The organism is Corynebacterium genitalium ATCC 33030 (assembly GCF_000143825.1).
Taxonomy (GTDB): Bacteria; Actinomycetota; Actinomycetes; order Mycobacteriales; family Mycobacteriaceae; genus Corynebacterium; species Corynebacterium genitalium.
In genome coordinates, this window is the sequence record NZ_CM000961.1 from 838495 (window position 1) to 859503 (window position 21009).

At 64.3% G+C, this 21009-nt stretch carries 18 protein-coding genes; 12 read left to right on the forward strand and 6 right to left on the reverse strand.

Going from position 1 to position 21009, the window contains the following annotated elements:
• Nucleotides 1-2: 2 nt before the first annotated feature.
• Entirely contained in the window at nt 3-404 is a 402-nt protein-coding gene (locus tag HMPREF0291_RS03930; protein WP_005288272.1) for a heat shock protein transcriptional repressor HspR, read from the forward strand.
• A 605-nt stretch (nt 405-1009) separates the two neighbouring features.
• Here HMPREF0291_RS03930 and HMPREF0291_RS03935 read toward each other — a convergent pair.
• From HMPREF0291_RS03935 to HMPREF0291_RS03945, 3 genes are read right to left on the reverse strand one after another with little or no spacing between them, the layout of a single operon-like run.
• Nucleotides 1010-2761: a pyruvate dehydrogenase gene (locus HMPREF0291_RS03935; RefSeq protein WP_005288276.1), complete on the reverse strand. Its 1752-nt coding sequence runs from the start codon at nt 2759-2761 to the stop codon at nt 1010-1012.
• A 47-nt stretch (nt 2762-2808) separates the two neighbouring features.
• The gene (locus HMPREF0291_RS11230; RefSeq protein WP_005288278.1) at nt 2809-3996 is read right to left on the reverse strand and encodes an alpha/beta hydrolase; all 1188 of its coding nucleotides are present in this window, start codon (nt 3994-3996) and stop codon (nt 2809-2811) included.
• The gene (locus HMPREF0291_RS03945; RefSeq protein ID WP_040423475.1) at nt 3997-4227 is read right to left on the reverse strand and encodes a hypothetical protein; all 231 of its coding nucleotides are present in this window, start codon (nt 4225-4227) and stop codon (nt 3997-3999) included.
• Between the two features lie 90 nt (nt 4228-4317).
• Between HMPREF0291_RS03945 and HMPREF0291_RS03950 the strand changes: the two genes are divergently transcribed.
• Nucleotides 4318-5109: a carbon-nitrogen hydrolase family protein gene (locus tag HMPREF0291_RS03950; RefSeq protein WP_005288284.1), complete on the forward strand. Its 792-nt coding sequence runs from the start codon at nt 4318-4320 to the stop codon at nt 5107-5109.
• Here HMPREF0291_RS03950 and HMPREF0291_RS03955 read toward each other — a convergent pair.
• Entirely contained in the window at nt 5106-6026 is a 921-nt protein-coding gene (locus HMPREF0291_RS03955; protein WP_005288287.1) for a hypothetical protein, read from the reverse strand. The genes HMPREF0291_RS03950 and HMPREF0291_RS03955 overlap by 4 nt on opposite strands.
• 73 nt (nt 6027-6099) lie before the next feature.
• Here HMPREF0291_RS03955 and HMPREF0291_RS03960 point away from each other — a divergent pair, with 73 nt between their 5' ends.
• Complete coding sequence (locus HMPREF0291_RS03960; RefSeq protein ID WP_005288290.1) at nt 6100-7488, forward strand: sodium/glutamate symporter; 1389 nt, start codon at nt 6100-6102, stop codon at nt 7486-7488.
• Here the strand turns inward: HMPREF0291_RS03960 and HMPREF0291_RS11235 are convergent.
• On the reverse strand, nt 7485-7973 hold the full coding sequence (locus tag HMPREF0291_RS11235) for a helix-turn-helix transcriptional regulator (protein WP_050748782.1): 489 nt from the start codon (nt 7971-7973) through the stop codon (nt 7485-7487). The genes HMPREF0291_RS03960 and HMPREF0291_RS11235 overlap by 4 nt on opposite strands.
• Before the next feature lie 456 nt (nt 7974-8429).
• On the opposite strand from HMPREF0291_RS11235, the gene clpB reads away from it, so the two are divergent.
• On the forward strand, nt 8430-11084 hold the full coding sequence (gene clpB / locus HMPREF0291_RS03970; protein WP_005288295.1) for an ATP-dependent chaperone ClpB: 2655 nt from the start codon (nt 8430-8432) through the stop codon (nt 11082-11084).
• Between the two features lie 130 nt (nt 11085-11214).
• Here clpB and HMPREF0291_RS11750 read toward each other — a convergent pair whose 3' ends face one another.
• Nucleotides 11215-12132, reverse strand: coding sequence for a PDDEXK family nuclease (locus HMPREF0291_RS11750; RefSeq protein ID WP_156774802.1), 918 nt, complete (start codon nt 12130-12132; stop codon nt 11215-11217).
• Nucleotides 12133-12648: 516 nt separating this feature from the next.
• Here HMPREF0291_RS11750 and HMPREF0291_RS03980 point away from each other — a divergent pair.
• From HMPREF0291_RS03980 to HMPREF0291_RS04015, 8 genes are all read left to right on the forward strand, one after another.
• A complete protein-coding gene (locus tag HMPREF0291_RS03980) occupies nt 12649-13050 on the forward strand; it encodes a DUF4265 domain-containing protein (protein WP_005288301.1) in 402 nt (133 codons plus the stop codon).
• Between the two features lie 14 nt (nt 13051-13064).
• Complete coding sequence (locus HMPREF0291_RS03985; RefSeq protein ID WP_005288304.1) at nt 13065-13904, forward strand: sulfurtransferase; 840 nt, start codon at nt 13065-13067, stop codon at nt 13902-13904.
• A 110-nt stretch (nt 13905-14014) separates the two neighbouring features.
• The gene (locus tag HMPREF0291_RS03990; protein WP_005288307.1) at nt 14015-15361 is read left to right on the forward strand and encodes a type III secretion system chaperone family protein; all 1347 of its coding nucleotides are present in this window, start codon (nt 14015-14017) and stop codon (nt 15359-15361) included.
• An 18-nt stretch (nt 15362-15379) separates the two neighbouring features.
• The gene (gene pyrE, locus HMPREF0291_RS03995) at nt 15380-16018 is read left to right on the forward strand and encodes an orotate phosphoribosyltransferase (RefSeq protein WP_005288310.1); all 639 of its coding nucleotides are present in this window, start codon (nt 15380-15382) and stop codon (nt 16016-16018) included.
• Nucleotides 16011-16682, forward strand: coding sequence for a TrmH family RNA methyltransferase (locus tag HMPREF0291_RS04000; protein WP_005288312.1), 672 nt, complete (start codon nt 16011-16013; stop codon nt 16680-16682). The genes pyrE and HMPREF0291_RS04000 overlap by 8 nt, the downstream gene beginning before the upstream one ends.
• 476 nt (nt 16683-17158) lie before the next feature.
• On the forward strand, nt 17159-18307 hold the full coding sequence (locus HMPREF0291_RS04005) for a glycoside hydrolase family 76 protein (protein WP_156774884.1): 1149 nt from the start codon (nt 17159-17161) through the stop codon (nt 18305-18307).
• Nucleotides 18308-18379: 72 nt separating this feature from the next.
• Nucleotides 18380-19414, forward strand: a complete 1035-nt coding sequence (gene fbaA, locus HMPREF0291_RS04010) for a class II fructose-bisphosphate aldolase (protein WP_005288317.1) — start codon at nt 18380-18382, stop codon at nt 19412-19414.
• A gap of 67 nt (nt 19415-19481) precedes the next feature.
• Entirely contained in the window at nt 19482-20819 is a 1338-nt protein-coding gene (locus tag HMPREF0291_RS04015; RefSeq protein WP_005288320.1) for an FUSC family protein, read from the forward strand.
• Nucleotides 20820-21009: the final 190 nt, after the last annotated feature.

The window sequence follows — 21009 nt, forward strand, 5'->3', positions numbered from 1 at the left end:
CAATGGATGAGGAATACTACGTCATCTCCGTCGCCGCCGAACTGACCGGAATGCACGCCCAAACCCTGCGCACCTACGACAGGATGGGCCTGGTCACCCCGATGCGCACCTCCGGCGGCGGGCGCCGCTACTCCGAACGCGACATCAACCGGCTACGGACCATCCAGCGCCTGTCGCAGGAAGAGGGGGTGAACCTCGCAGGCATCAAGACCATCATCAGCCTCAGCGAGCGTATCGACGAGCTCGAGGACGAAAACACCGAACTCAAACAGCTCCTCGCACAGGAGAAGCGCGAAAAGCGGCGCGGCGGCGAACTCGTCCACGTGCCCCGCTCCACGGCGGTGGTGGCGTGGTCGCGAAACACTCGCCGGAGTCGGACCTCGTCCACCCAGCAGCAGCAATAGCGGTCGGGACTGGGGCTGGCGCTGGGGTTGCGGCTGGGGGACTTTGCCCCCTCAGCAGTCCCAGCGGTCCCCATTGGCCCCTGTGCCCGCAATTGTGGGATGCGGGGGCCTTTTGCGGTCTTGTCTCGGGTTCGTCTTGGGTTCGATTGAGGGCCGCTTGGGTCGCGGTTGTGCAAAAGATAACAAACCCGATTCCTGTCTAGAGCTGTCTGTGCAGTTAGAGAGCTTTTCGGGGGGTAAATCGAATTCGAGTTTGTCATCTTTTGCACAAGGCCCCGTGCGATCGCTCGATCGGGCCTAGCCCGTGCCCAACTTGGACCTAGCTCGGACCTAGCCCGGGCCACGCTGCCCGGCGTGCGCAATAGTTTACGTGCCGGGTTCACTAAAATTGTGTTTGTGCAGGTGGGCGAGCCAGAGGTCTGTAAATCGAAATCGAGTTTGTCAACTTTTCCGCACGTGAACCCCAAGGGGCGCACTAAACCCACACGCGCACCGCAATTGGCGCACGCCGCACGCGCACCCTAGGCACTCGCGCGGGGCCGCCTCAGAACCCAAAAAGAGGGCCAGCCACAAGGCTGACCCTCTCCGAGAACTAGCTCACCAAGCTAGAACTCGATCGCTGCCGCACCCTTGATGTTGCGGAGGTTAGAGCGTGCGAGCTCGACCATGTTGCCGATGCCACCGTCGAGAACGGTCTTGACTGCGGACTCGGTGAAGCCCTTGATCATGGCCCAGTCGAAGTTGGGCGGCAGGGACAGGGCGTCGGGGTCGGTGACGATGTCGACCAGCACCGGGCCGTCGTGGGCGAGGGCCTTCTTCAGGGTCTTCTCCAGGTCCTGCGGCTTTTCTACGCGGAAGGAGGTGATGCCCACGGCGGAGGCGATGTCGGCGTAGTTGACGCCGTCGTGGTCGGTCTGGAATTCCTTCAGGCCGGCGACCATCATCTCGAGCTTGACCATGCCCAGGGACGAGTTGTTGAACACCATCATCTTGACCGGCAGCTCGTGCTGTTTGACGGTGATGAGCTCGGACAGCAGCATCGAGACGCCGCCGTCACCGGAGAAGGTGATCACCTGGCGGTCACGGTCGGCGGCCTGAGCGCCGATGGCTTGCGGCACAGCATTGGCCATGGTGCCGTGGCGGAAGGATGCGAGCTCATCCTTCTTGCCGTTCGGGGTGATGTAGCGGGCGGCCCAGACGTTGCACATGCCGGTGTCGACGGTGAAGAGGGCGTCTTCGTCGGCAAGTTCGTCGATGAGGTTGGCGGCGTACTCGGGGTGGATCGGGGTGGCCTTGTCGTTCGGGCCGTAGTTGTCGATCACGTTCTCGAGCAGGCGCGCGTGCTCCTTGAGCATCTTGTCCAGGAACGTGCGGTCCTTCTTCTCCTCGATGTGGGGGAGGATGTTCTCGATGACGCTCTTGACGTCGCCGACAACGGGGTACTGCACCTTGGTGCGGCGGCCCATGTTCTCGGCCTTGATGTCGATCTGGGCCACGTTGCCGGTGGGTAGCCAGTCGTTGTAGGGGAAGTCGGTGCCCACCAGGATGAGCAGGTCGGCTTCGTGGGATGCGTCGTAGCACGCGCCGTAGCCGAGCAGGCCGTTCATGCCTACGTCGAACGGGTTGTCGTACTGGATGTGCATCTTGCCGCCGAAGGAGTGGCCGATGGGAGCCTTGACCTTCTCGGCGAGCTGGAGGACTTCTTCGCGGGCGTTTTTGACGCCGACGCCGCAGAAGAGGGTCACGGTGTCTGCGTCGTTAATAGCTTGGACCAGCGCTGCAGCTTCGCCGGAGTCCGGGAAAACGCGCTTGTCGGTGCCGCGTGCGATGGTGGATTCGAGCAGCGGCACGTCGGCTGCGTCCTGGCTAGCGATGTCGCCGGGCATGACGAAGACGGATACGCCGTTGCCCGCCATCGTGGACTGGATCGCGTGGTGCAGGATGCGCGCGCCCTGGGCGGCGGAGTTAGCCATCTCGCAGTAGCCGGAGCACTCCTGGAAGATCTTCTCCGGGTGGGTTTCCTGGAAGAATTTGGAGCCGATCTCCTGGCTGGGGATGTGGGACGCAATGGCGAGCACCTTGTTGCCGTTGCGGTGAGAGTCATAAAGGCCCTGGATAAGGTGAGTGTTGCCCGGGCCGCAGGAGGCGGCACATACAGCGAGCTCGCCGGTCACGGAGGACTCAGCGCCGGCTGCGAATGCGGCAGCTTCCTCGTTGCGGACGTGAATCCACTCGATGTTGCTCTCCGCGACCGCGTCCGAGACGGGGTTGAGCGAGTCGCCGACAATGCCGTAAATGCGCTTAACGCCGTTCTTTTCTAGCGTTTCCACGATCTGGTGCGCGAAATCTTTAGCCATAAAAAATTCCTTTCATTTTGTAGCACCACCACCGTACGCTTTTTCGCTTATCGACGCGCCATCCGCCCCAGCCCCTCCAGCATCTCCGCGTCCGTGAAGTAATCGGTATGGGAACCGCGCACCCCGTTCAGTTGGTCGGCACCAAAGATGGGGCTCGCGGGGTTGTAGCCGTGCACGGCGCTGAACGGCCCGCGGAGAGCCCGGATCGGATCGGTGGGGGAGTCCACAACTGTGACCTGCGGATCATCGCCCACAAGCGTCAGTTCGTTGGCGTTGCGCGCCGGGACTCCGGGCGAACCGGCGAGGACCAGGTCATCGGCGAACAGCCCGTGGTCCATTGCGGCGCGGGTGGCCACGACTGATCCGTAGCTGTGGCCGATGACGATCTTGTGGGCGTCGGGGAAGCGTTCGTCGATAGCCATCTGGAACATGGCCAGGTCGTCGGCTCCGGCGCGCGCGGCTGACGGGTCAATTCCGGAGGGAACGTCCGGCGGCGGGGCGTACCCCTGCCAGACGATGACGGCGCCGCCGGTCGCGTCGGCCACGTTCTGGGCTTCCTCGAGAGCGCGGGGAAGCTTCTCCGGGGTTCCGGAGGACACGCCCGAGACCATGGTGGTCACGGAGCTGGGGTCAATGAGGTCCCCCGCGCCGCCGTCGCCAACATCGCTCCGCGGCCCGACCATGACGGTGTACCCGCCGGGGCCTGCTTCAAGGAGAAGGCCGTCCGCATCCTCGATTGCTTCCCGGACGGATGCGGGGGCGGTGCCCATGTTCCGCGCGCTGATATCGTTCAGCGACTCCCCGGGATGGAAAGCCAGACGGTCCAGGTCAGCTTCGTGCTCTAAGAGACACGCCCCGGAGATCGCGGAGGCGCAGGCCTGGTCGAGCATCCGGGCGGCCAGGGCGAGGCTAACGACGGCGGCGCGGTGGGCCGCCATGGCGGGAGGCGGAACGATCGCTGTCCGCAGGGCCTCGTTCGCGAGGTCGAGGGCGGCCTGCGCTGTGGCGGCATCCTCCAAGATCCCGGCCACAGTATTCATCTGCTCGGCGGGCCCATCGAAGGCGCGCCCGAGATCAGCCAGGCGGCCCAGGCCGGCGTCGGCGGCCGGTCCGGCGAAGCCGGTGGAGGAGAGGGAGGTGAGGTGGTGGGAGGTGTCGTCGATACGCGATAGGGCGCTCGTGCGCGCGGACCGCAAGCTGGACGCGGCGGCGGTGAGTTCTGATGTGACCAGCATTTATCCTCCGAAGACCGTGTCGTCGACGTGGACGGCGTCGGCGACGAAGCTGTGCAGTTCGCCGTCGTGGGCGTGGAGGGCCTCGTCGCGGCGGCGCAGCGCGGCCTGGAGGGAGTCATGCGCGCGGGCGAGTGCGGTCGCGGTGAGGCTGGGAGTGGCCAGTCCGTCCATCGTGGGTGCGGACCATTCGGACAGGTAGGGGAGGTTACGTGGCGTTTCGATGTAGCTCATGGCCCTAGCCAAAACCATCCAGAATCGAGGTGCAACAAGGCCCGATTTTGCCTGTGGAATTCGGCGAGAATTGCACATACGCTGGGGCGCATGCGTATCGGACTCGTGCAAATCACCACTTCCGACGACAAGGCGGACAACCTCCGGTTGGCGTCCGAAAAGATCCGCGAAGCGGCGGACAAAGGTGCCACCCTCATCGTCTGCCCGGAGGCGACTTCGCAGGCGTTCGACTCAGGCCGCCTGGACACGCAGGCCGAGGAGCTTGACGGGCCGTTTGCGACGGGGTTGCGCGAGCTTGCCCGCGAGCTCGGCGTCACCATCGTCGCCGGCATGTTCCGCCCCGCCGACAGCCAGGGCGAGATCAACCGCGTCTACAACACCGCGTTGATTACCGGAAACGGGCTGCATGAGGGGTACGACAAGATCCACACCTTCGACACCGCGCGGTACCAAGAGTCCAAAACTGTCCGCCCCGGCACCGACCTGCACACCTTCACCCATGAGGGCGTGACGGTGGGCGTGGCCATTTGCTTCGACATCCGCTACCCCGAGCAGTTCAAGCAGCTCGCCCGCGAAGGCGCCAAGGTCATCGTCGTGCCCACCAGCTGGGCCGACGGCGAAAATAAGGTCGAGCAGTGGAACATTCTTTCCCGGGCCCGTGCACTGGATGCAGGGGTATTCATCATGGCCCCAGACCAGGCCCGGCCGGGTGGTTCCGCCGAAGCAGGAAAAAATTCCGGGCCGACCGGCGTGGGGCACTCGATGGCGGTCGCACCCGACGGCCGCATCCTTGCGGAGGGCGGATACGAGCCCGAGGTCATCGTCGTCGACATCGACCCCGACGAGGCCGCCAAGCAGCAGGAAGCGCTGCCGCTCCTTTAAAACAGTGTCAGGCTGAGCCAGTCCGTCTTTTCTGCGAGGGAGCGGATGCCGGGCTCGTTGGCACCGATGGCGTCGACAAGCAGATTGACACTCATCTGCTGCTTTTCGACGTCCTCAGCCATCCTCCCCACCAGCTCAAACACCGCCGCACGCGCCCCCGGCAACCTCTCGCCCGTGCCGTCGACGGTGAAGGTCACGCCCAGCGCGCCGGCGGGCAGGGTGAGGTCAATGGCGTCGCCGCGCGGCTCGCCGAAAGTCCAGTACTCGCCGATGCCCGGCACGCGAATCGGGCCAGCTTGGCCGCCGTCCCGGAGATTCGGAAGTAGGAAGAAGACGAGCTGACCGTAATCGTTCGGAGGAACGGCGGGAACGAGTTCCTCCCACTGCTGCTCAAGGGCATCAGCTGCCCCGCTCACCGCTGGGCCGGCGTTCGGCCGCAGGACCGGCAGCGACTGGCCGGAAAGGTAATCGACCGGGGCAGGAGCCTCAAGATAGACAGCGCAGCCCGGCATGCCCGAGCCGTTGATCTCCGGCGGGATGAATAGGGGCAACACGCCCGTGACCTCCGCGGCTGTCGCCGGCGGAATGCCGTCCACGTCCGCCCGGCGGGCAACCGCCGCCATACCGATCAACCTGCCGCGGGCGCGGTCGAGCAGCTCACGCTCGTCGGCCTCCGTCAACCGTCCCGGCAGCTGCCCTGCCAGCGCCAGCGCGCGGGAGAGGGCTTGCTCCATCTCGTCGGCCAATGCCTCGTAATCCTCCGGGGTAACACCGAGGCGCCGCCGGTCCAAGGCAGTGTCTTCGACGGAGGGTGTGGGGGAGGGGGTGAATAAAACGTCGATAAGCGTGCGTGCTTCAGGCACCTGCGTGAGCTGCGCGTCCAGCTCTTCCCGTGCCATGTGATCAAGCTCGGCCATGCAACAAACACTAGTATGTCCGGGCTGCACGCTAAGCTAACCGGCATAGCACAATTCGTGAAGGGTCCGGCACATGGAATTCACTCCCTACGACATGCTGCTTGACGTCGGATGGATATCCCTCCTCCTTATCGTCGGCAACGTTCTGCGCCAGCGAATCCGCATGCTCCAGCAGCTGCTGCTGCCGGCCCCGATCACAGCCGGTCTGCTCGGCCTGGTGCTCGGGCCCGAGGTGCTCGGGTGGATCAACTTCTCAGAGAACGTCGGCACCTACACCACTATCCTCATCGCCGTCGTGTTCGCGTCGATGGCGTACTCGATGGATCTCGGCGGCTCCGTGGCTAAGGGTGCGCGCAACATGTGGGCGTTTTCCACCACGATGTTCGTGTTCCAGTGGGGCCTGTTCGTGCTGCTCGGCCTCTACCTGTTCAAGCCCGTGTTCGGCACCGAAGACTGGTTCGGCATGATGCTGCCGGTCGGTTTCGTCGGTGGCTTCGGTACCGCCGCGGCCGTGGGGTCCTCGCTGGAGGACATCGGTGTGGAAGGCGCATCCTCGCTCGGTTTCACTGCCGCGACCGTGGGCACGCTTGTCGCCATCGTCGGCGGTGTCATCGTGGCCAACTGGGGCATTCGCGCCAGCAAGACGACCGAGCTGCAGGGCGAACTGCCGGAAGACCTCCGATCCGGCTACATCGAGAACGAAGATGAGCGCCCATCCATCGGTAAAGCCACGACCAACCCGTCGTCGATCGAGCCGCTCGCGTTGCACGCCGGCTTCATCGTTTTCACCGTGCTCATTGCCTATGTGCTTAACGACGCAATCAAGGCCCAATGGCCCAACGTCTCCATTCCCTTGTACGCCCTGTCGTTCGTCATCGGCTTGCTGGGCCGCCTTGGCCTGCGCCTGGTGCGCCGCCCGAACTACCTGGACAAAGACACCGTTAGTGCCATCTCCGGTGCTGCGACCGACTACATGATCGCGTTCGGTATCGCCTCCATCGTTCCCGCCGCGCTGGCGGACTACTGGCAGGCGCTCGTGCTGCTGTTCGTTCTCGGCGTGGTGTTCTGCCTGTTCTACCTGCTGGTCATGGCGCCGCTCTACTTCGGTGAACACTGGATCGAGCGCGGGCTCTTCGGCTGGGGCTGGGCAACCGCCGCTGTGGCCACCGGTATCGCGCTGCTCAAGATGGCCGACCCGAAGCTCAAATCCGGCACCCTGAACGAATACGGCGTGGCCTACGTCGGCTTCGCCCCCTTCGAGATCGGCATGACCATTCTCGCGCCGATTGCCGTCATCGCCTCCTTCACCGGCGGATTCGGGTGGATTTCCACCGCGATCGCGGCGGGCATTCTGGTCATGAGTTTTGTTCTCAAATGGGCCCCCGCGAAGAAATACGCCGACGGTCAATCGGGCGCGGGGTCCGGCGGTTCAGGAAGCACACGGATCAAGAACGCGATCTAGCCCCCGCTTTTCGACGCTTTCGCCTCCACCCTCATCTGATAACCCTCCCCGTACTTCTTGAGGAGGGGCATCCGCAGCGACTCGAGGAACGCTTCGGGGAGAAGCTTCCTGATGCGCTCTTCGAGGTCATTAGCCCGTTCGGCATATTCGTCCTCCGGGTACCTGATGTAGGCAAGACCTGCCAGGATCGTTTCCATTTCATCCTCGCTGAAGATGAGGGGAGGGATAGCATCGACGCTCTTGAGCTGGTACCCGCCGTAGAATCCGGGGCGGCCCTCGACCTCGAATCCCAACGCGCCGAGTTCTCCAATGTACCTGCGCAGCGTGCGATCGTTGACACCGATCCGCTCCGCAAGCTCGCTACCTGTGAATGTCTGCCCGGTTTGCAAAAGCGCGAGCAACATCGCGCCTCGTAGAAACGGTGGGCACTTCGGGCGACCTTCAAAGATCGATCCAACGTCCTTCGGTTCGGCCTTGTTTGTCATGGCCTGTTTCCCCCTCTTTTGTCTCCCACGATCTCTTCTTGTCCCCCACGATCCACACAGCCCCACGACCGTGGTTGCCGCGATGAATCTGCCGTTAGGTTAGTTTGGTGGACATGTGCTCGCCAGCGGTTGTGGGCATGACTGACCGCATCGTTGGCGTTTTTATGTCTTGAGCAGCGATTTTGGTGCTGCTAGAACCAGGGCATAAAAGCCCTAGTTCTCGCTCGTACGAAACTGCTGCTAGAACCCGGAAAACGGTCGCAATTAGGATACTGATGCCCGCATCGGCAGGAGCGCACATGTCCGCATGTAGGCGGAAAGGGCCAGAGGGGGCGGGGCGTCGTCAAGCTTTCTAGCCTTGAGTGGAACAGACTCAACCTTACGGGCGTTGAAGTGAGCGACCACCTAGCGTGGAGTTAGGCATTTAGAACAAAAGCATTCAGAAAGGAGCCCCTCGTGAGCTCATTCAACCCCACTACAAAGACACAGGAAGCTCTCCAGCAGGCGCTGCAGACGGCCTCGGCCAACGGCAACCCGGATATCCGTCCAGCGCACTTGCTGCAGGCCATCCTCTCCCAGGAGGAGGGCATCGCCGCGCCGGTGCTGAAGGCAACCGGTGTTGACCCGCAGACCGTGGTGAAAGAGGCCGCCGCCATCGTGGACGGCTACCCGAAGGCGGAAGGCCAGAACATGGCCAACCCGAACTTCAACCGCGACGGCCTTAACGCGCTGAACACGGCGCAGGAACTCGCCAGCGAGCTTGGCGACGAATACGTCTCCACAGAAGTCCTCCTCGCCGGCATCGCCCGCGGTTCGGACGATGCCGCTGACCTGCTGAAGAAGCGGGGTGCGACGTACGAGACCATTAAGGGGGCGTTTCCGTCGGTACGCGGGCACCAGAAGGTGACCACGCAGGACCCGGAAGGCCAGTTCCAGGCGCTGGAGAAGTATTCGACCGACCTGACGGCACGCGCCCGGGAGGGCAAGATCGACCCGGTCATCGGGCGCGATAGCGAGATCCGCCGCGTCGTCCAGGTGCTAAGCCGCCGGACGAAGAACAATCCGGTGCTGATTGGTGAGCCGGGCGTGGGTAAGACCGCGATCGTGGAGGGCCTGGCCCGCCGCATCGTCGCGGGCGACGTGCCGGAATCTCTGAAGGGCAAGACGCTGATCAGCTTGGACTTGGGTTCGATGGTCGCGGGCGCGAAGTTCCGCGGCGAGTTCGAGGAACGCCTCAAGGCCGTGCTGGATGAGATCAAGTCCTCCGACGGTGAGATCATCACCTTCATCGACGAGCTGCACACCATCGTCGGCGCTGGCGCGACCGGTGAGGGCTCGATGGATGCCGGCAACATGATCAAGCCGATGCTGGCCCGCGGCGAGCTGCGCCTGGTCGGTGCGACCACCCTTGACGAGTACCGCAAGTACATCGAAAAAGACGCCGCCCTGGAGCGCCGCTTCCAGCAGGTGTACGTCGGCGAGCCGAGTGTGGAAGACACCATCGGTATCCTCCGCGGCCTGAAGGACCGCTACGAGGTGCATCACGGTGTCCGCATCCAGGACTCGGCGCTCGTCGCGGCGGCAAGCCTGTCTGACCGCTACATCACCAACCGCTTCCTTCCGGACAAGGCTATCGACCTGGTCGACGAGGCCGGCTCCCGCCTGCGCATGGAGATCGACTCCTCCCCGCAGGAGATCGATGAGCTTGAGCGCGTCGTCCGCCGTCTCGAGATTGAGGAGATCGCACTGGAAAAGGAGTCCGACGCAGCTTCGCGCGAGCGTCTCGACGCCCTGCGTCAGGAACTCGCCGACCAGCGCGAGAAACTCGGCGAGATGAAAGCCCGCTGGGAGAACGAGAAGTCCGAAATCGACAAAGTCCAGCACGCCAAGGAAGAGCTGGAAGATCTGCGCAACCAGTCCGAGATCGCTGAACGTGACGGTGACTTCGCCAAGGTGTCGGAGCTGCGTTACGGTCGTATCCCGGAGTTGGAGGCGCAGGTTGAGGCGGCGGAGGCGTCGGCAAGCGAAAAAACTATGCTCGCGGAAGAGGTCACGCCGGATGTCATCGCGGACGTTGTGTCCAGCTGGACGGGCATTCCCGCCGGCAAGATGATGGAAGGCGAGACCGAGAAGCTGCTGCACATGGAAAGCGTGCTCGGCGGGCGCGTCGTCGGGCAGCACGAGGCGGTCAACGCGGTGTCGGATGCTGTGCGCCGTTCGCGCGCCGGGATCGCCGACCCGAACCGCCCAATCGGTTCCTTCCTCTTCCTCGGCCCGACGGGTGTGGGTAAGACGGAGCTGGCCAAGTCGCTCGCGGAGTTCCTCTTCGACGACGAATCCGCCATGATCCGCATCGACATGTCCGAATACGGCGAGAAGCACTCCGTCGCGCGCCTCGTCGGTGCGCCTCCGGGATACGTCGGCTTCGACGCCGGCGGCCAGCTCACTGAAGCCGTGCGCCGTCGCCCGTACTCGCTCGTGCTTTTCGACGAAGTCGAGAAAGCCCACCCGGACGTCTTCGACGTCCTCCTGCAGGTCCTCGACGAAGGCAGGCTTACCGACGGCCAAGGCCGCACCGTCGACTTCCGCAACACCGTCATCATCCTCACCTCCAACCTGGGTGCCGGCGGTTTGCGGGACGAGATCATGGAGGCTGTGAAGCGGGCGTTCAAGCCGGAGTTCATCAACCGCCTCGACGACGTGGTCGTGTTCGATCCGCTGACGCAGGACCAGCTGGTCGGCATCGTGGACATCCAGCTGCGCGGGTTGGCTGACCGGCTCGCTGAACGCCGGTTGGCGTTGGACGTCACCGACGCCGCCAAGCGCTGGCTCGCCGACCGCGGCTACGACCCCGCCTACGGCGCCCGCCCATTACGCCGCCTGATCCAGAAGGAGATCGGCGACAAGCTGGCCCGCGAGGTACTGGCCGGAGAGATCCGCGACGGTGATGCCGTGCTCGTTGAGGTCGGCCCGGACGCGGACACGCTGGCCGTCACCCGCGGTGCCGCAGTTGGCGGTGCCGGCGAGGCCGCTGACGCTGGTGAGGGTGCTGGCGCCGGAGCCGCGCACGCCGGCGCCGACACCGACACCGACGCCGCAGACGCCAACTAGCGCTGCGGCAGGCCCGACAGTCCCCACCTCGACCCCACCGCGCCCCCCACCATTCCGATTGACTAGAACCAGACGACTAGAAAGCTCCGTTTCGGGCCGAGAACCGGGCAATCTAGCTGTCTGGTTCTAGCTATTTGCCGGGTTGGCTTGGGCGGCGGCTGGCCCGCTCGATCGCGCCGCGCAAGGTCTCGATGCAGTACTCGGGGTTCGTTAACAGCTCCCGCGGCGAAAACCGCACAACTTCCAGGCCCATGTTGATCAGCAGTTTCTGCCGTTTCAGTTCGCCGCGGCTGATGTCGTCGAGGGATCCGTAGGTGACGCCGTCGTACTTCGCATCCCCGTCGATTTCCACGGCCACGTGGTCACCGATCATCAGGTCGGGCTCGATGTACCGCCCACCGGGAAGAGGCAGCCGCGGGTGCATCCGGATGCCTTCAATTCCGGCTTCGACGAACAGCCCCTGCGCATACGGCTCAAACGGAGACAGCGCGCGCGGACTGCTCAGCTCGATGCACTGTCGAATTGTCGCGATCCCTTTAACCGGCCCAAGCCTTTCCGCTTCTCGACGCAGCCTCCCAATTCCCCACCCGCTGTACTTCAACCAAGACATAGCCACCAGGCCTTCCACCAGCCCATACGTAGCGGCAATGTCGGCGGCGGTGCGGAATGGGGTGAGGGTGCGGGCGCCGTCGATAAGCGTGATCTCTTCAGGGCGCAGCTTCATGCGCCGACAACGTTGACCCTCTGGCATGGTCGTGCAGGGGTGAGCGCCGCGGGTCAGTTCGGCGGTTTCTTTCGATCGCGTAACCACCCACATGCCATGAATCCGTGCAGCGGTGCGGCCGATTGCAATGGATTTCGGAACACCGCGACCAGTGGCGATGGCAACCAGTCGAGCCCTCTCATGCGGAGCAAGCGACCGGAAGTAGTCGCTCCGGACAGCTTGTGTCGGTGCCAGTTTGACCATGCGACCGGTTTCGATTTCTGCCCACACTGGGCTGCCCGCTTTGTGGCACCGCAGATTGACCAGTTCATCCCCCGAGATCATGCGTCCAGCCTTCCCGACCACGCGAGGCAGCGCACGTAAGGTCCTTTCAGGCTGTGGAAATCGGGCAGTAATCCACAGGCGGCTGATCCGGCAAGGTTGAGATTTTGAGCCGTTCGGTTCGATCACCTGCGGGTTTGCCAGTACCCGGCCGGTTCCGTCGGCGCCGAAGAAACTTCCGGAGTTGCTGGGGCCCGGTGAGGCGGTGGGGTGGCCTGCGCGACCTTGGGTCCCGGGCCCGGGGTCCATAGGCCCGAAGGTCCGCGCCCCGTCCACCCGCCCCCAACCCCTGTTGGGCGATTAGCTAGTTCCAAACAGCTAGTTCGTTGGTTTATCGGCCAAAAATCGGACGGTCTAGTCGTCTAGAACTAGCTAATCGCGGATTGGGTGGCGCGGCGGCAGCACGCAGCGGGCGCACCGGCGGCCGGGCACCAGCAGCCGGGCACGGAGCAGCACGCACCAGTAGCCGGGCGAGGCGGCGGGGCTGGCGGCGGCCGGGTGGGGCGGTAAGGTAGCGGCATGCAACCGCGCACGACAACGATCGTCACCCGGACGTCTCTGCCGGGGGTCGAGAACGAGGAACTTGCAGCTCACGACTTGGGCGGCGGGCACTTTGTGGTGGCGTCGGTACCTTTCTTGGACACGAGCCTGGCTGTGGGTGACATTGTCGAGTGCGTTCGGGTGGGCGGCCAGCTGCATGTGAACCAGACGGTGGTCAAGGGTGGCGCGGAAACGGTGCGGATTCTCATTCAGGAGCCCGGCCCGACGGATATCGCGGAGACTCTCCTGGCGTTTGGGTGCAGGGTTGAGGTTGGGCCTGGGGGGATGTTGGGGGCGTCGATAAGCGTGGATGCGCCGAGGGAAGGCATCCGCGAGTGGCTTGACGGCCTGGAGGCGCAGGGCATCATCTCGTTGGCGTAGGTACTGTGGGGGCCATGAGCGTCTATGTGTCCTCCGAAGACCTGCGTGAACAGATCCGAACTGGCGAAAAGCTCACTATTCTTGCCGCGTTGTGGGATGCCCGTGAGGGCCATGCGTGGTCGAAATTTCAGTCTGAACACATTCCAACCGCCCTGTTTTGCGAGCCTTCTTTGCAGCTCGTCGGCATGCCGGGCTCGCAGGTGGGCCGCAACCCGCTGCCGACGCTAGATCGTCTCATCGAATCGTTCCGCGGTTGGGGGATCGAGCCCGGCCGTCCCGTGGTCATCTACGACACTGGGCAGGGTATTTTCGCGGCTCGCGCGTGGTGGACGCTGCGGTGGGCCGGCGTGGAGGACGTCCGCATCCTCGACGGTGGATTCGCCGCGTGGCACGCGCGCGGCTACGAAACGGTCGCCGGCCCCGGCCCCGTCGCTGTGCACACGGAGCAGGAGGTCAAGCCCGGGTCGCTGCCGACGGCGGACATTGAGGATGTGCGCCGCTACAAGAGCACGCTTATCGACGCCCGCGAGCCCTCCCGCTTCCGCGGCCAACGCGAGCGGCTCGACCTGAAGTCCGGGCACATTCCGGGCGCACGCAACCTGCCTGTCGAGTCGCTTTTCGACGATTCCGGCAAGATCCTGGACAACTCCCACATCCTCGAGCAGTTCGCGAAGTTGGGGATCACCCACGACACGGATCCCGCCTCGGCCATTGCGTACTCCGGGTCAGGCAACCACTCCGCGAAGTTGCTCGCTGCGATGGCGCACGTTGGCCTGCCGGTTCTTACCCACTGCATCGGTGGGTGGTCGCAATGGTCGGCGGATGCGAGCAACCCGGTTGAGCGCGAGGTGTAGCTCGGGCGGCTTTTCTGGTTGGGCTGGCTGGCTCGGCCGGTCGGCGGTGGGGCTGATTTGCTCGGAGCCTGCGCGGTGACTGTCGGCCCCTGCTACTAGAGTGCTTATCGATGGGTCTCGCACTATTCGCTCTGTCCGTGCTCGCCCTTGCCGGGGCGGGCGTTTTGTGGCGCGCGGATGCGGGAGCGAAGAAGGCTGCTCGGGCCGCGAAACCGGCGCAGCCTGTGAAAGGCGTCGCGCCGGGTTCGGCAGAACCTGCTGCGACCGAGGCTGCCGAGCCTGTTGCCGCTGAGCCTGGCGCGGTTCCGGAGCCGCCGGCGGAGCCAACCGAGCCCGAGGCGGCGGCGGAGCCGGCGCCGATTGAGGAGCCGGCTCCTGTGGAGTCCGCCGAGCAAACGCAGTCGCAGCCCGAGCCTGAGCCCGTGGTCGAGGAGGAACGCGAACCGGAGCCGACCCCCGAATCTGAGGCTGAGCCGGCGTCGAAAAAGGCGTCCACACGCTGGAAGTTGCCGAAGCTGGGAAAGGCCGCAAAGGCCGTCAAAGCGAGCAAGCCCGGAAACTCCGACGCGTCCGCCGAACCCGCCGAAACCGCCCCCGCCGCCCAAGAAAAATCCACCACGCCAGAAAAGCCAAAACCCAGGACCCCGAAGAATCGCAAGGCCTGGCGCGAGTGGGCCGAGGAGAACGGGTTCACCTACGCCAAGGAAGATGAGTTTTTGGCGGATGAGTGGACGCGGGGGGCGGCGTCGTCAGGCGTTGTGCTCAAGGACGTGCTGACCGGGACGCGCTTCGGGCATGAAACACGCATTGCTGATATTGCCGGGACGCCGGTGGTGGCGATGGGGACGGGGATGCCGAGTGATGTTGTCGTCGATATGCGGCGTGGCGTTGAGGGGCCGGCCGACGACCTGGTGAAGGTCTCTGAGCTTGAAGGGTTCACGGTGTTGGCATCGGATGCGGGGCCGGTTGAGCGGATGATTGATATTCGGGTGCAGACAGCCGTCGAGATGCTTCCGGCGCAGGTCACGGCGGTGTGGTTCGAGACGGAGTGGGTGATTGCGCAGCTGGACGAGCCTGAGTGGGACGACGTTTTCGCCCCGCTGGCGCTGCTTGCCGACGCAGCGCGCACCCTCCCCCCGCAAACCTGGCCGACGCTGGAGGTGGCCAGCCCGTCGCGCGAGATGGGGGAGCCGCAGATGCCCAGCGCGGCGCAACCCCAGGAACCCGAGGAGCCGTCGCGGCCGCAAGTGGTGCGCCCGGAAGATCCCGTCGAAATGCCCACGCGTCTCACCGGCGGCGCGCGCGGCCCAATCGAGGACCGCGAAGTCGGATCGGACGAGGTCAACGCCATCGCGACGGGCGAGCGCAGGCGCATGCTTAACGACGGCACCCGCGTCACCCGCAAACCCCTACCCCCTTCCATCTTCCGCGACGGCGGCAGCGAGTCTGAACGCTGAACAGCTACCCTGGGGAGCATGAATACTCCACAGCAGCCTGACTATGCGACCCCCGCGCGTGACTTCAATCCCGCGAACCCGACTGGCAAGCAGTACCCGGAGGGCACCCACCCGGGGATTAACCCGCGCGACAAGGCCCGGCTTGCGGAGCTGGTGAAGGAGCTCGCGGTCGTGCACGGCAAGGTGACGTTGAGCTCCGGCGCCGAGGCGGATTACTACGTTGACCTGCGCCGGGCGACTCTGCACCATGAGGCGAGTGCGCTGATTGGCAAGCTCATCCGCGAGATGACCTCCGACCTCGACTTCGACGCCGTCGGCGGGCTCACCCTCGGCGCGGACCCGGTTGCGACCGCGATCATGCACGCGGCCGGTCGCCGTATCGACGCGTTCGTCGTCCGCAAGGAAACCAAAAAGCACGGCATGCAGCGCCGTATCGAGGGCCCATCCATCGAGGGCAAGCGCGTACTGGTCGTTGAAGACACCACGACCACGGGCAACTCGCCGCTCACCGCCGTCGAGGCGTGCCGCGAGGAGGGCGCCGAGGTGGTTGCGGTCGCCACCGTCGTCGACCGTGCCACGGGTGCCGCCCAAGCGCTTAACGACGCCGGCCTCACCTACCGCCACCTCCTCGGCCTCGAAGACCTCGACCTTGCATAACCCCGAGTCCGACCGCGGCCCGCATGACCGCGGCCCCACCGAGTGGCAGGAAGGCCGCCACGGTGTCGGCCCGTGGGAAGGGGAGTGGCCTACCGATCCCCGTTACGACCAAGATTTTCTCCGGGACGGCGATCGCCGCAACGTTGTCGATGCGTACCGGTACTGGTCGCTCGAGGCGATCCGGGAAGATCTGGATCAGCGGCGGCACCCGTTCCACGTCGCGATCGAGAACTTCGAGAACGACATGAACATCGGCACTGTCGTCCGTACGGCGAACGCTTTCATGGCGGAGGCGGTGCACATCGTCGGTCGCAAGCGGTGGAATCGGCGTGGGGCGATGGTGACCGACCGCTATCAGCACATCATCCACCACGAGACGGTGGATGACCTGCTGGAATGGGCTACTGCGCGGGGCGTTGCCGTCGTAGCGATCGATAACACTCCCGGCTCCGTGCCCCTCGAAACAGCCGAATTACCCCGCGATTGCGTCCTCTTGTTCGGCCAGGAAGGTCCCGGCGTGACCGCGGAGGCTCAGCAAGCGGCGGTGATGACGTGTTCGATCGCTCAGTTCGGCTCGACACGGTCGATCAATGCCGGGGTTGCGGCTGGGATTGCGATGCACACGTGGATCCGTCAGCACGCAGACCTTTCCCACGCGTGGTGAGGGCAAGCGGGGCCGCCGCAGCGCCGGTGAAATTGGTGCCGGGCTCGGTCCGGATGTCCCGTGTGCAAAAGTTGACATTCCGATGATATTGGTAGAGCGCTAGAAATTCTCTACCTGCATGTTTGTAAGCATAAGTTTGAACGCATGTAAAGTTTTGCGCAGCGCAGTCACTCGAACGCCCCGCGGGCAACACGGTAGAGGTGGATGGGTTGCATGTGATCCATGGGGCGGGCGGGGTTGAGTTCGGGATGGGCCCTACGGTGCTAGACGCGCCCGCAACGCGCCGGCACCACGCGCGCACCGCGCCCCAAACGCGCCGGCATGTGACACACCCCCAGCGAATCTCATAAGTTCATGGAAAATACTTGCGGGAGAATGTAAAACCTAACGTGGGCATTGAAAGCTGCGATAATTAGAACGGCATTACTAGAGATCTGTCAGGTAGGAGATTCGTGAACAGTGGGAACGCTGGCCCCGTGCCGGAGACGTGGGCGCACAGGGCGGATTTGGCGGAGATGGCGATTCAGGATCGTCACGCTTCGCGCCTGTGGGGGCTTCCCCGAACGAACCTGGCGGTGACGGCGTGGCCGCCAACGGCGCGGGAGAAAACGTTCGCGACGTGGCATTACTGGTGGCAGGCTCACTATCTGGACTGTTTGATCGATGCGGAACAGCGCCGATCGACGAAGGCCCGCCGCGCGGTGATCGTGCGGACAATGCGCGCGATCCGGATCCGCAACCGCGGCAACGTGAGCAAGAACCGCTACTACGACGACAAGGCCTGGCTCGCCCTGGCACTCAACCGAGTGACGGATTCGGAGCAGGTTAGCCGCCCGAAGCAGTTGGTCGACCTGGAGTTCAATATTCTTGCCGGGTTGGATTCGTTGACCGGTGTGCTGCCGTGGCGCACGGACGAGAACTTCTTCAACGTCCCGGCGAACGGCCCGGCGGCGATCATGATGGCCCGCACGGGCAGGGTGGATAAGGCACGCGAGGTGCTGGACTGGATCTTCACCAACCTGCACGCGGATAGCGGGTTGATTCAGGACGGAATTCGTTTGCTTGTCGACGGCCCCCGCCCCACCTCCATCACCTACACCTACAACCAAGGCACGGTCCTGGGCGCGGCGCTCGAGATCGCCCTGGCCCTGGAGGACCAGCCGGAAGCGCAGATGGAGTACATTGCGCAGATTCGTGCGCTGGTCCAGGCGATCGGGATGCACTCGGCAACCCCGGCCGGTGTGATTGATAACCCGGCGGACGGCGGGCCTGATGGGGCAGCGGCCGGTGATGGCGGCCTGTTCAAGGGTATCCTGGCCCGTTACCTCGCGGATGTGGCGCTGCGCCTGCCAGACGACCCCGCCAACGCCGCCACCGCCAAGGCCGCGGAACGGCTGGTCATGGCCAGTGCGGAGGCGCTGTGGTCGAACCGTCTCGAGGTCGATGGCCTGCCGATTTTCCCGGCCCGGTGGACTCGCGGGGCGAGGTTGCCGCATAACTATGGGATGGGGCCGGCGTCGATAAGCGAAGCGGTGAGTGCACCGCGCATTGCTGAACGTGATCTGTCGGTGCAATTGTCTGGCTGGATGCTTCTGGAGGCCGCGGCGAAACTCACGGCGAGGTGAAAGCTGCTGCGCCGGGGCTGCAACACGGGCATACTGGGGGTGTCAGACGCACGCGAGTGAAAAGGACTCTCCATGCCTATTGCAACCCCTGAGGTTTATAACCAGATGCTCGATACGGCCAAGAAGGGCGGCTTCGCCTTCCCGGCCATCAACTGCACGTCTTCTGAGACGATCAACGCTGCTCTGCGCGGTTTCGCGGAGGCGGAGTCGGACGGCATTATCCAGTTCTCCACTGGTGGCGCGGAGTTCGGTTCCGGCCAGTCGGTGAAGAACAAGGTCGCCGGCGCGAAGGCACTGGCTGCGTTCGCGCACGAGGTCGCGGAGCACTATGACATCAACGTCGCGCTGCACACCGACCACTGCCAGAAGGAAGTGCTGGACGAGTACGTGCGTCCGCTGATCGCGATCTCGCAGGAGCGCGTGGACGCCGGCGAGCTGCCGCTGTTCCAGTCCCACATGTGGGACGGCTCCGCTATCCCGATCGACGAGAACCTGGAGATCGCCCAGGAGCTGCTGGAGAAGGCGCGCAAGGCGAACATCATCCTCGAGGTGGAAATCGGCGTTGTCGGCGGCGAGGAGGACGGCGTCCAAGCGAAGGCCGGCGCGAACCTGTACACCACGCGCGAGGACTTCGAGAAGACCATCGACGCGATCGGCACCGGCGAGAACGGCCGTTACCTGCTGGCTGCGACCTTCGGCAACGTGCACGGCGTGTATAAGCCGGGCAACGTGAAGTTGAAGCCGGAGGTGCTGGAGATGGGCCAGCAGGCCGCTGTGGAGAAGCTCGGCCTGTCCGCGGGCGACCAGCCGTTCGACTTTGTTTTCCACGGCGGTTCCGGTTCTGAGCCGGAGAAGATCGAGCAGGCTCTGTCCTACGGTGTTGTGAAGATGAACGTGGACACCGACACCCAGTACGCCTTCACCCGTCCGGTGGCATCCCACATGTTCGAGAACTACGACGGCGTGCTGAAGATCGACGGCGAGGTGGGCAACAAGAAGGCCTACGACCCGCGTTCCTACATGAAGAAGGCCGAGCAGTCCATGGCTGACCGTGTTGTCGTGGCCTGCGAGAACCTGAAGTCTGTGGGCAAGACCGTGTCCAAGTAGGTCCAGTTAAACACTCGTTTTTCTCCGTTGAAGGCCCCGGTTTGACTGGGGCCTTTACCATGTCTGTATGGAGAAGATGTCCACCCGTGAGCGCATCGTGGCCGTCGAGAACTCGATCGGCGCGCGGTTTCGGCGTGTGCGCCAGCGTCTGCTGGCGGCTATCCAGGTGGGCATTGCGGCCGGGTTGGCGTACTTCATCGCGCATGAGTGGGTGGGGCACCCGCAGCCGTTCTTCGCGCCGATTTCCGTGGTCATCATCGTGGGCATCTCGGGTGGCGAGCGCATCAACCGTGCCTTCGACATGGCCCTCGGGTGCATCCTCGGTGTCCTTGTCGGTGATTTCCTCTTCGCCCCGCTGGGCACCGGCGGTTGGCAGATCGCGCTGGCGGTCGGGGTGTCGTTGCTGTTCGCGGGATTCTTCTCGAAGTCGGTGCTGGTGGCGAATCAGGTGGCCATCGGCTCGATCCTCATCGCCACAATCATGCCGCCCGACGCGGACGTCACCGGCATCGACCGCACGATTGACGCGTTCATCGGTTCCGCAGTCGGCCTCGCGGTGATTGCGCTGCTGCCATCAGCGCCGCTCGCGACAGCACGCCACGAAATCTCCAACGTTCTGCGCGTGCTCAGCAGTGTGCTTAACGACGTCTCCCACGCCCTCCTCACACAAGACCCCACCCAAGTAGCCGAAGCCTTGTCGGCCATCCGCGGCACCCAGAACGACATCGAGGCGATCACGGCTGCCACGAAATCCGGCCGCGAATCTGCGCGGCTATCTCCGTTTCTGTGGCGCTCCCGCCGGTACGTCGACGCGCTAGAGAAGATGGTCACGCCGACCGACAACGCAATCCGCACGACGCGTGTGCTGGCCCGCCGTGCCCTCGTCCTGGCCGAGGACAACGACCCTGTCTCCCCGAAACAGATCTGGATACTCGACCAACTGTCCGCCATCACGTTGGACCTCGCCGCCATCCTGGACGTCAACGCCAAGATCTCCCAGGCGCAGGGCGTGCCCGCGCTGACGAACCGGCTGCGCGACCTAGCTGCCGAAGCTGGTCTTGACGTTCTCGACCCGTCCGCCCAGCCGCCCGGCGGGGCTCCGGAGAGCGTGTTCTCCCGGTCGGACTCGTCGACTCATGCGCCTGCTGCTTCTTCTCCTGGCGACAGTGGTAACTCGTCACAATCCCGGCCCGCCCTGTCCGCGGCTGTGGTGCTGGCGCAATCCCGTTCCCTGATCGTTGACATGCTGCAGATCTGCGGTTGGTCCCGCGAGTCCGCTATCGCCGTTCTGGCGCCGACGTCTGAGACCCCGGCATATGAACCGGACTTGCGCGAGTCGCGCAGGCCCGGAGCTGAGAATGCAGGGGATCCCGAAGGTGCCGAGGACTCGGAGGATAAGGACTAACCCGCCTAACTCAGGGCGGCCTCGTCCGCCGGCTGGAATACTACTGGGCAATTTCAGGAATACTGCTCATCTAAACCTGCAGGTCAAAAGCATGCGATCTAGCGAATAAGCTCGAGCAGTATTCCAGCGGCTAAGCGGAGGAGCGGGCGCCAGGGGAGCGGGGCGCACGGCTGGGAGGGGCAGGGCAGAC

Coding starts and splice junctions, on each gene's coding strand:
- HMPREF0291_RS03935 (WP_005288276.1), bottom strand. CDS start 2,761: ATGGCTAAAGATTTCGCGCACCAGATCGTGGAAACGCTAGAAAAGAAC.
- HMPREF0291_RS11750 (WP_156774802.1), bottom strand. CDS start 12,132: ATGATCTCGGGGGATGAACTGGTCAATCTGCGGTGCCACAAAGCGGGC.
- HMPREF0291_RS03930 (WP_005288272.1), top strand. CDS start 3: ATGGATGAGGAATACTACGTCATCTCCGTCGCCGCCGAACTGACCGGA.
- pyrE (WP_005288310.1), top strand. CDS start 15,380: ATGAATACTCCACAGCAGCCTGACTATGCGACCCCCGCGCGTGACTTC.
- fbaA (WP_005288317.1), top strand. CDS start 18,380: ATGCCTATTGCAACCCCTGAGGTTTATAACCAGATGCTCGATACGGCC.
- HMPREF0291_RS03990 (WP_005288307.1), top strand. CDS start 14,015: ATGGGTCTCGCACTATTCGCTCTGTCCGTGCTCGCCCTTGCCGGGGCG.
- HMPREF0291_RS03960 (WP_005288290.1), top strand. CDS start 6,100: ATGGAATTCACTCCCTACGACATGCTGCTTGACGTCGGATGGATATCC.
- HMPREF0291_RS03985 (WP_005288304.1), top strand. CDS start 13,065: ATGAGCGTCTATGTGTCCTCCGAAGACCTGCGTGAACAGATCCGAACT.
- HMPREF0291_RS11235 (WP_050748782.1), bottom strand. CDS start 7,973: ATGACAAACAAGGCCGAACCGAAGGACGTTGGATCGATCTTTGAAGGT.
- HMPREF0291_RS03980 (WP_005288301.1), top strand. CDS start 12,649: ATGCAACCGCGCACGACAACGATCGTCACCCGGACGTCTCTGCCGGGG.
- HMPREF0291_RS03955 (WP_005288287.1), bottom strand. CDS start 6,026: ATGGCCGAGCTTGATCACATGGCACGGGAAGAGCTGGACGCGCAGCTC.
- HMPREF0291_RS11230 (WP_005288278.1), bottom strand. CDS start 3,996: ATGCTGGTCACATCAGAACTCACCGCCGCCGCGTCCAGCTTGCGGTCC.
- HMPREF0291_RS04015 (WP_005288320.1), top strand. CDS start 19,482: ATGGAGAAGATGTCCACCCGTGAGCGCATCGTGGCCGTCGAGAACTCG.
- HMPREF0291_RS03950 (WP_005288284.1), top strand. CDS start 4,318: ATGCGTATCGGACTCGTGCAAATCACCACTTCCGACGACAAGGCGGAC.
- HMPREF0291_RS03945 (WP_040423475.1), bottom strand. CDS start 4,227: ATGAGCTACATCGAAACGCCACGTAACCTCCCCTACCTGTCCGAATGG.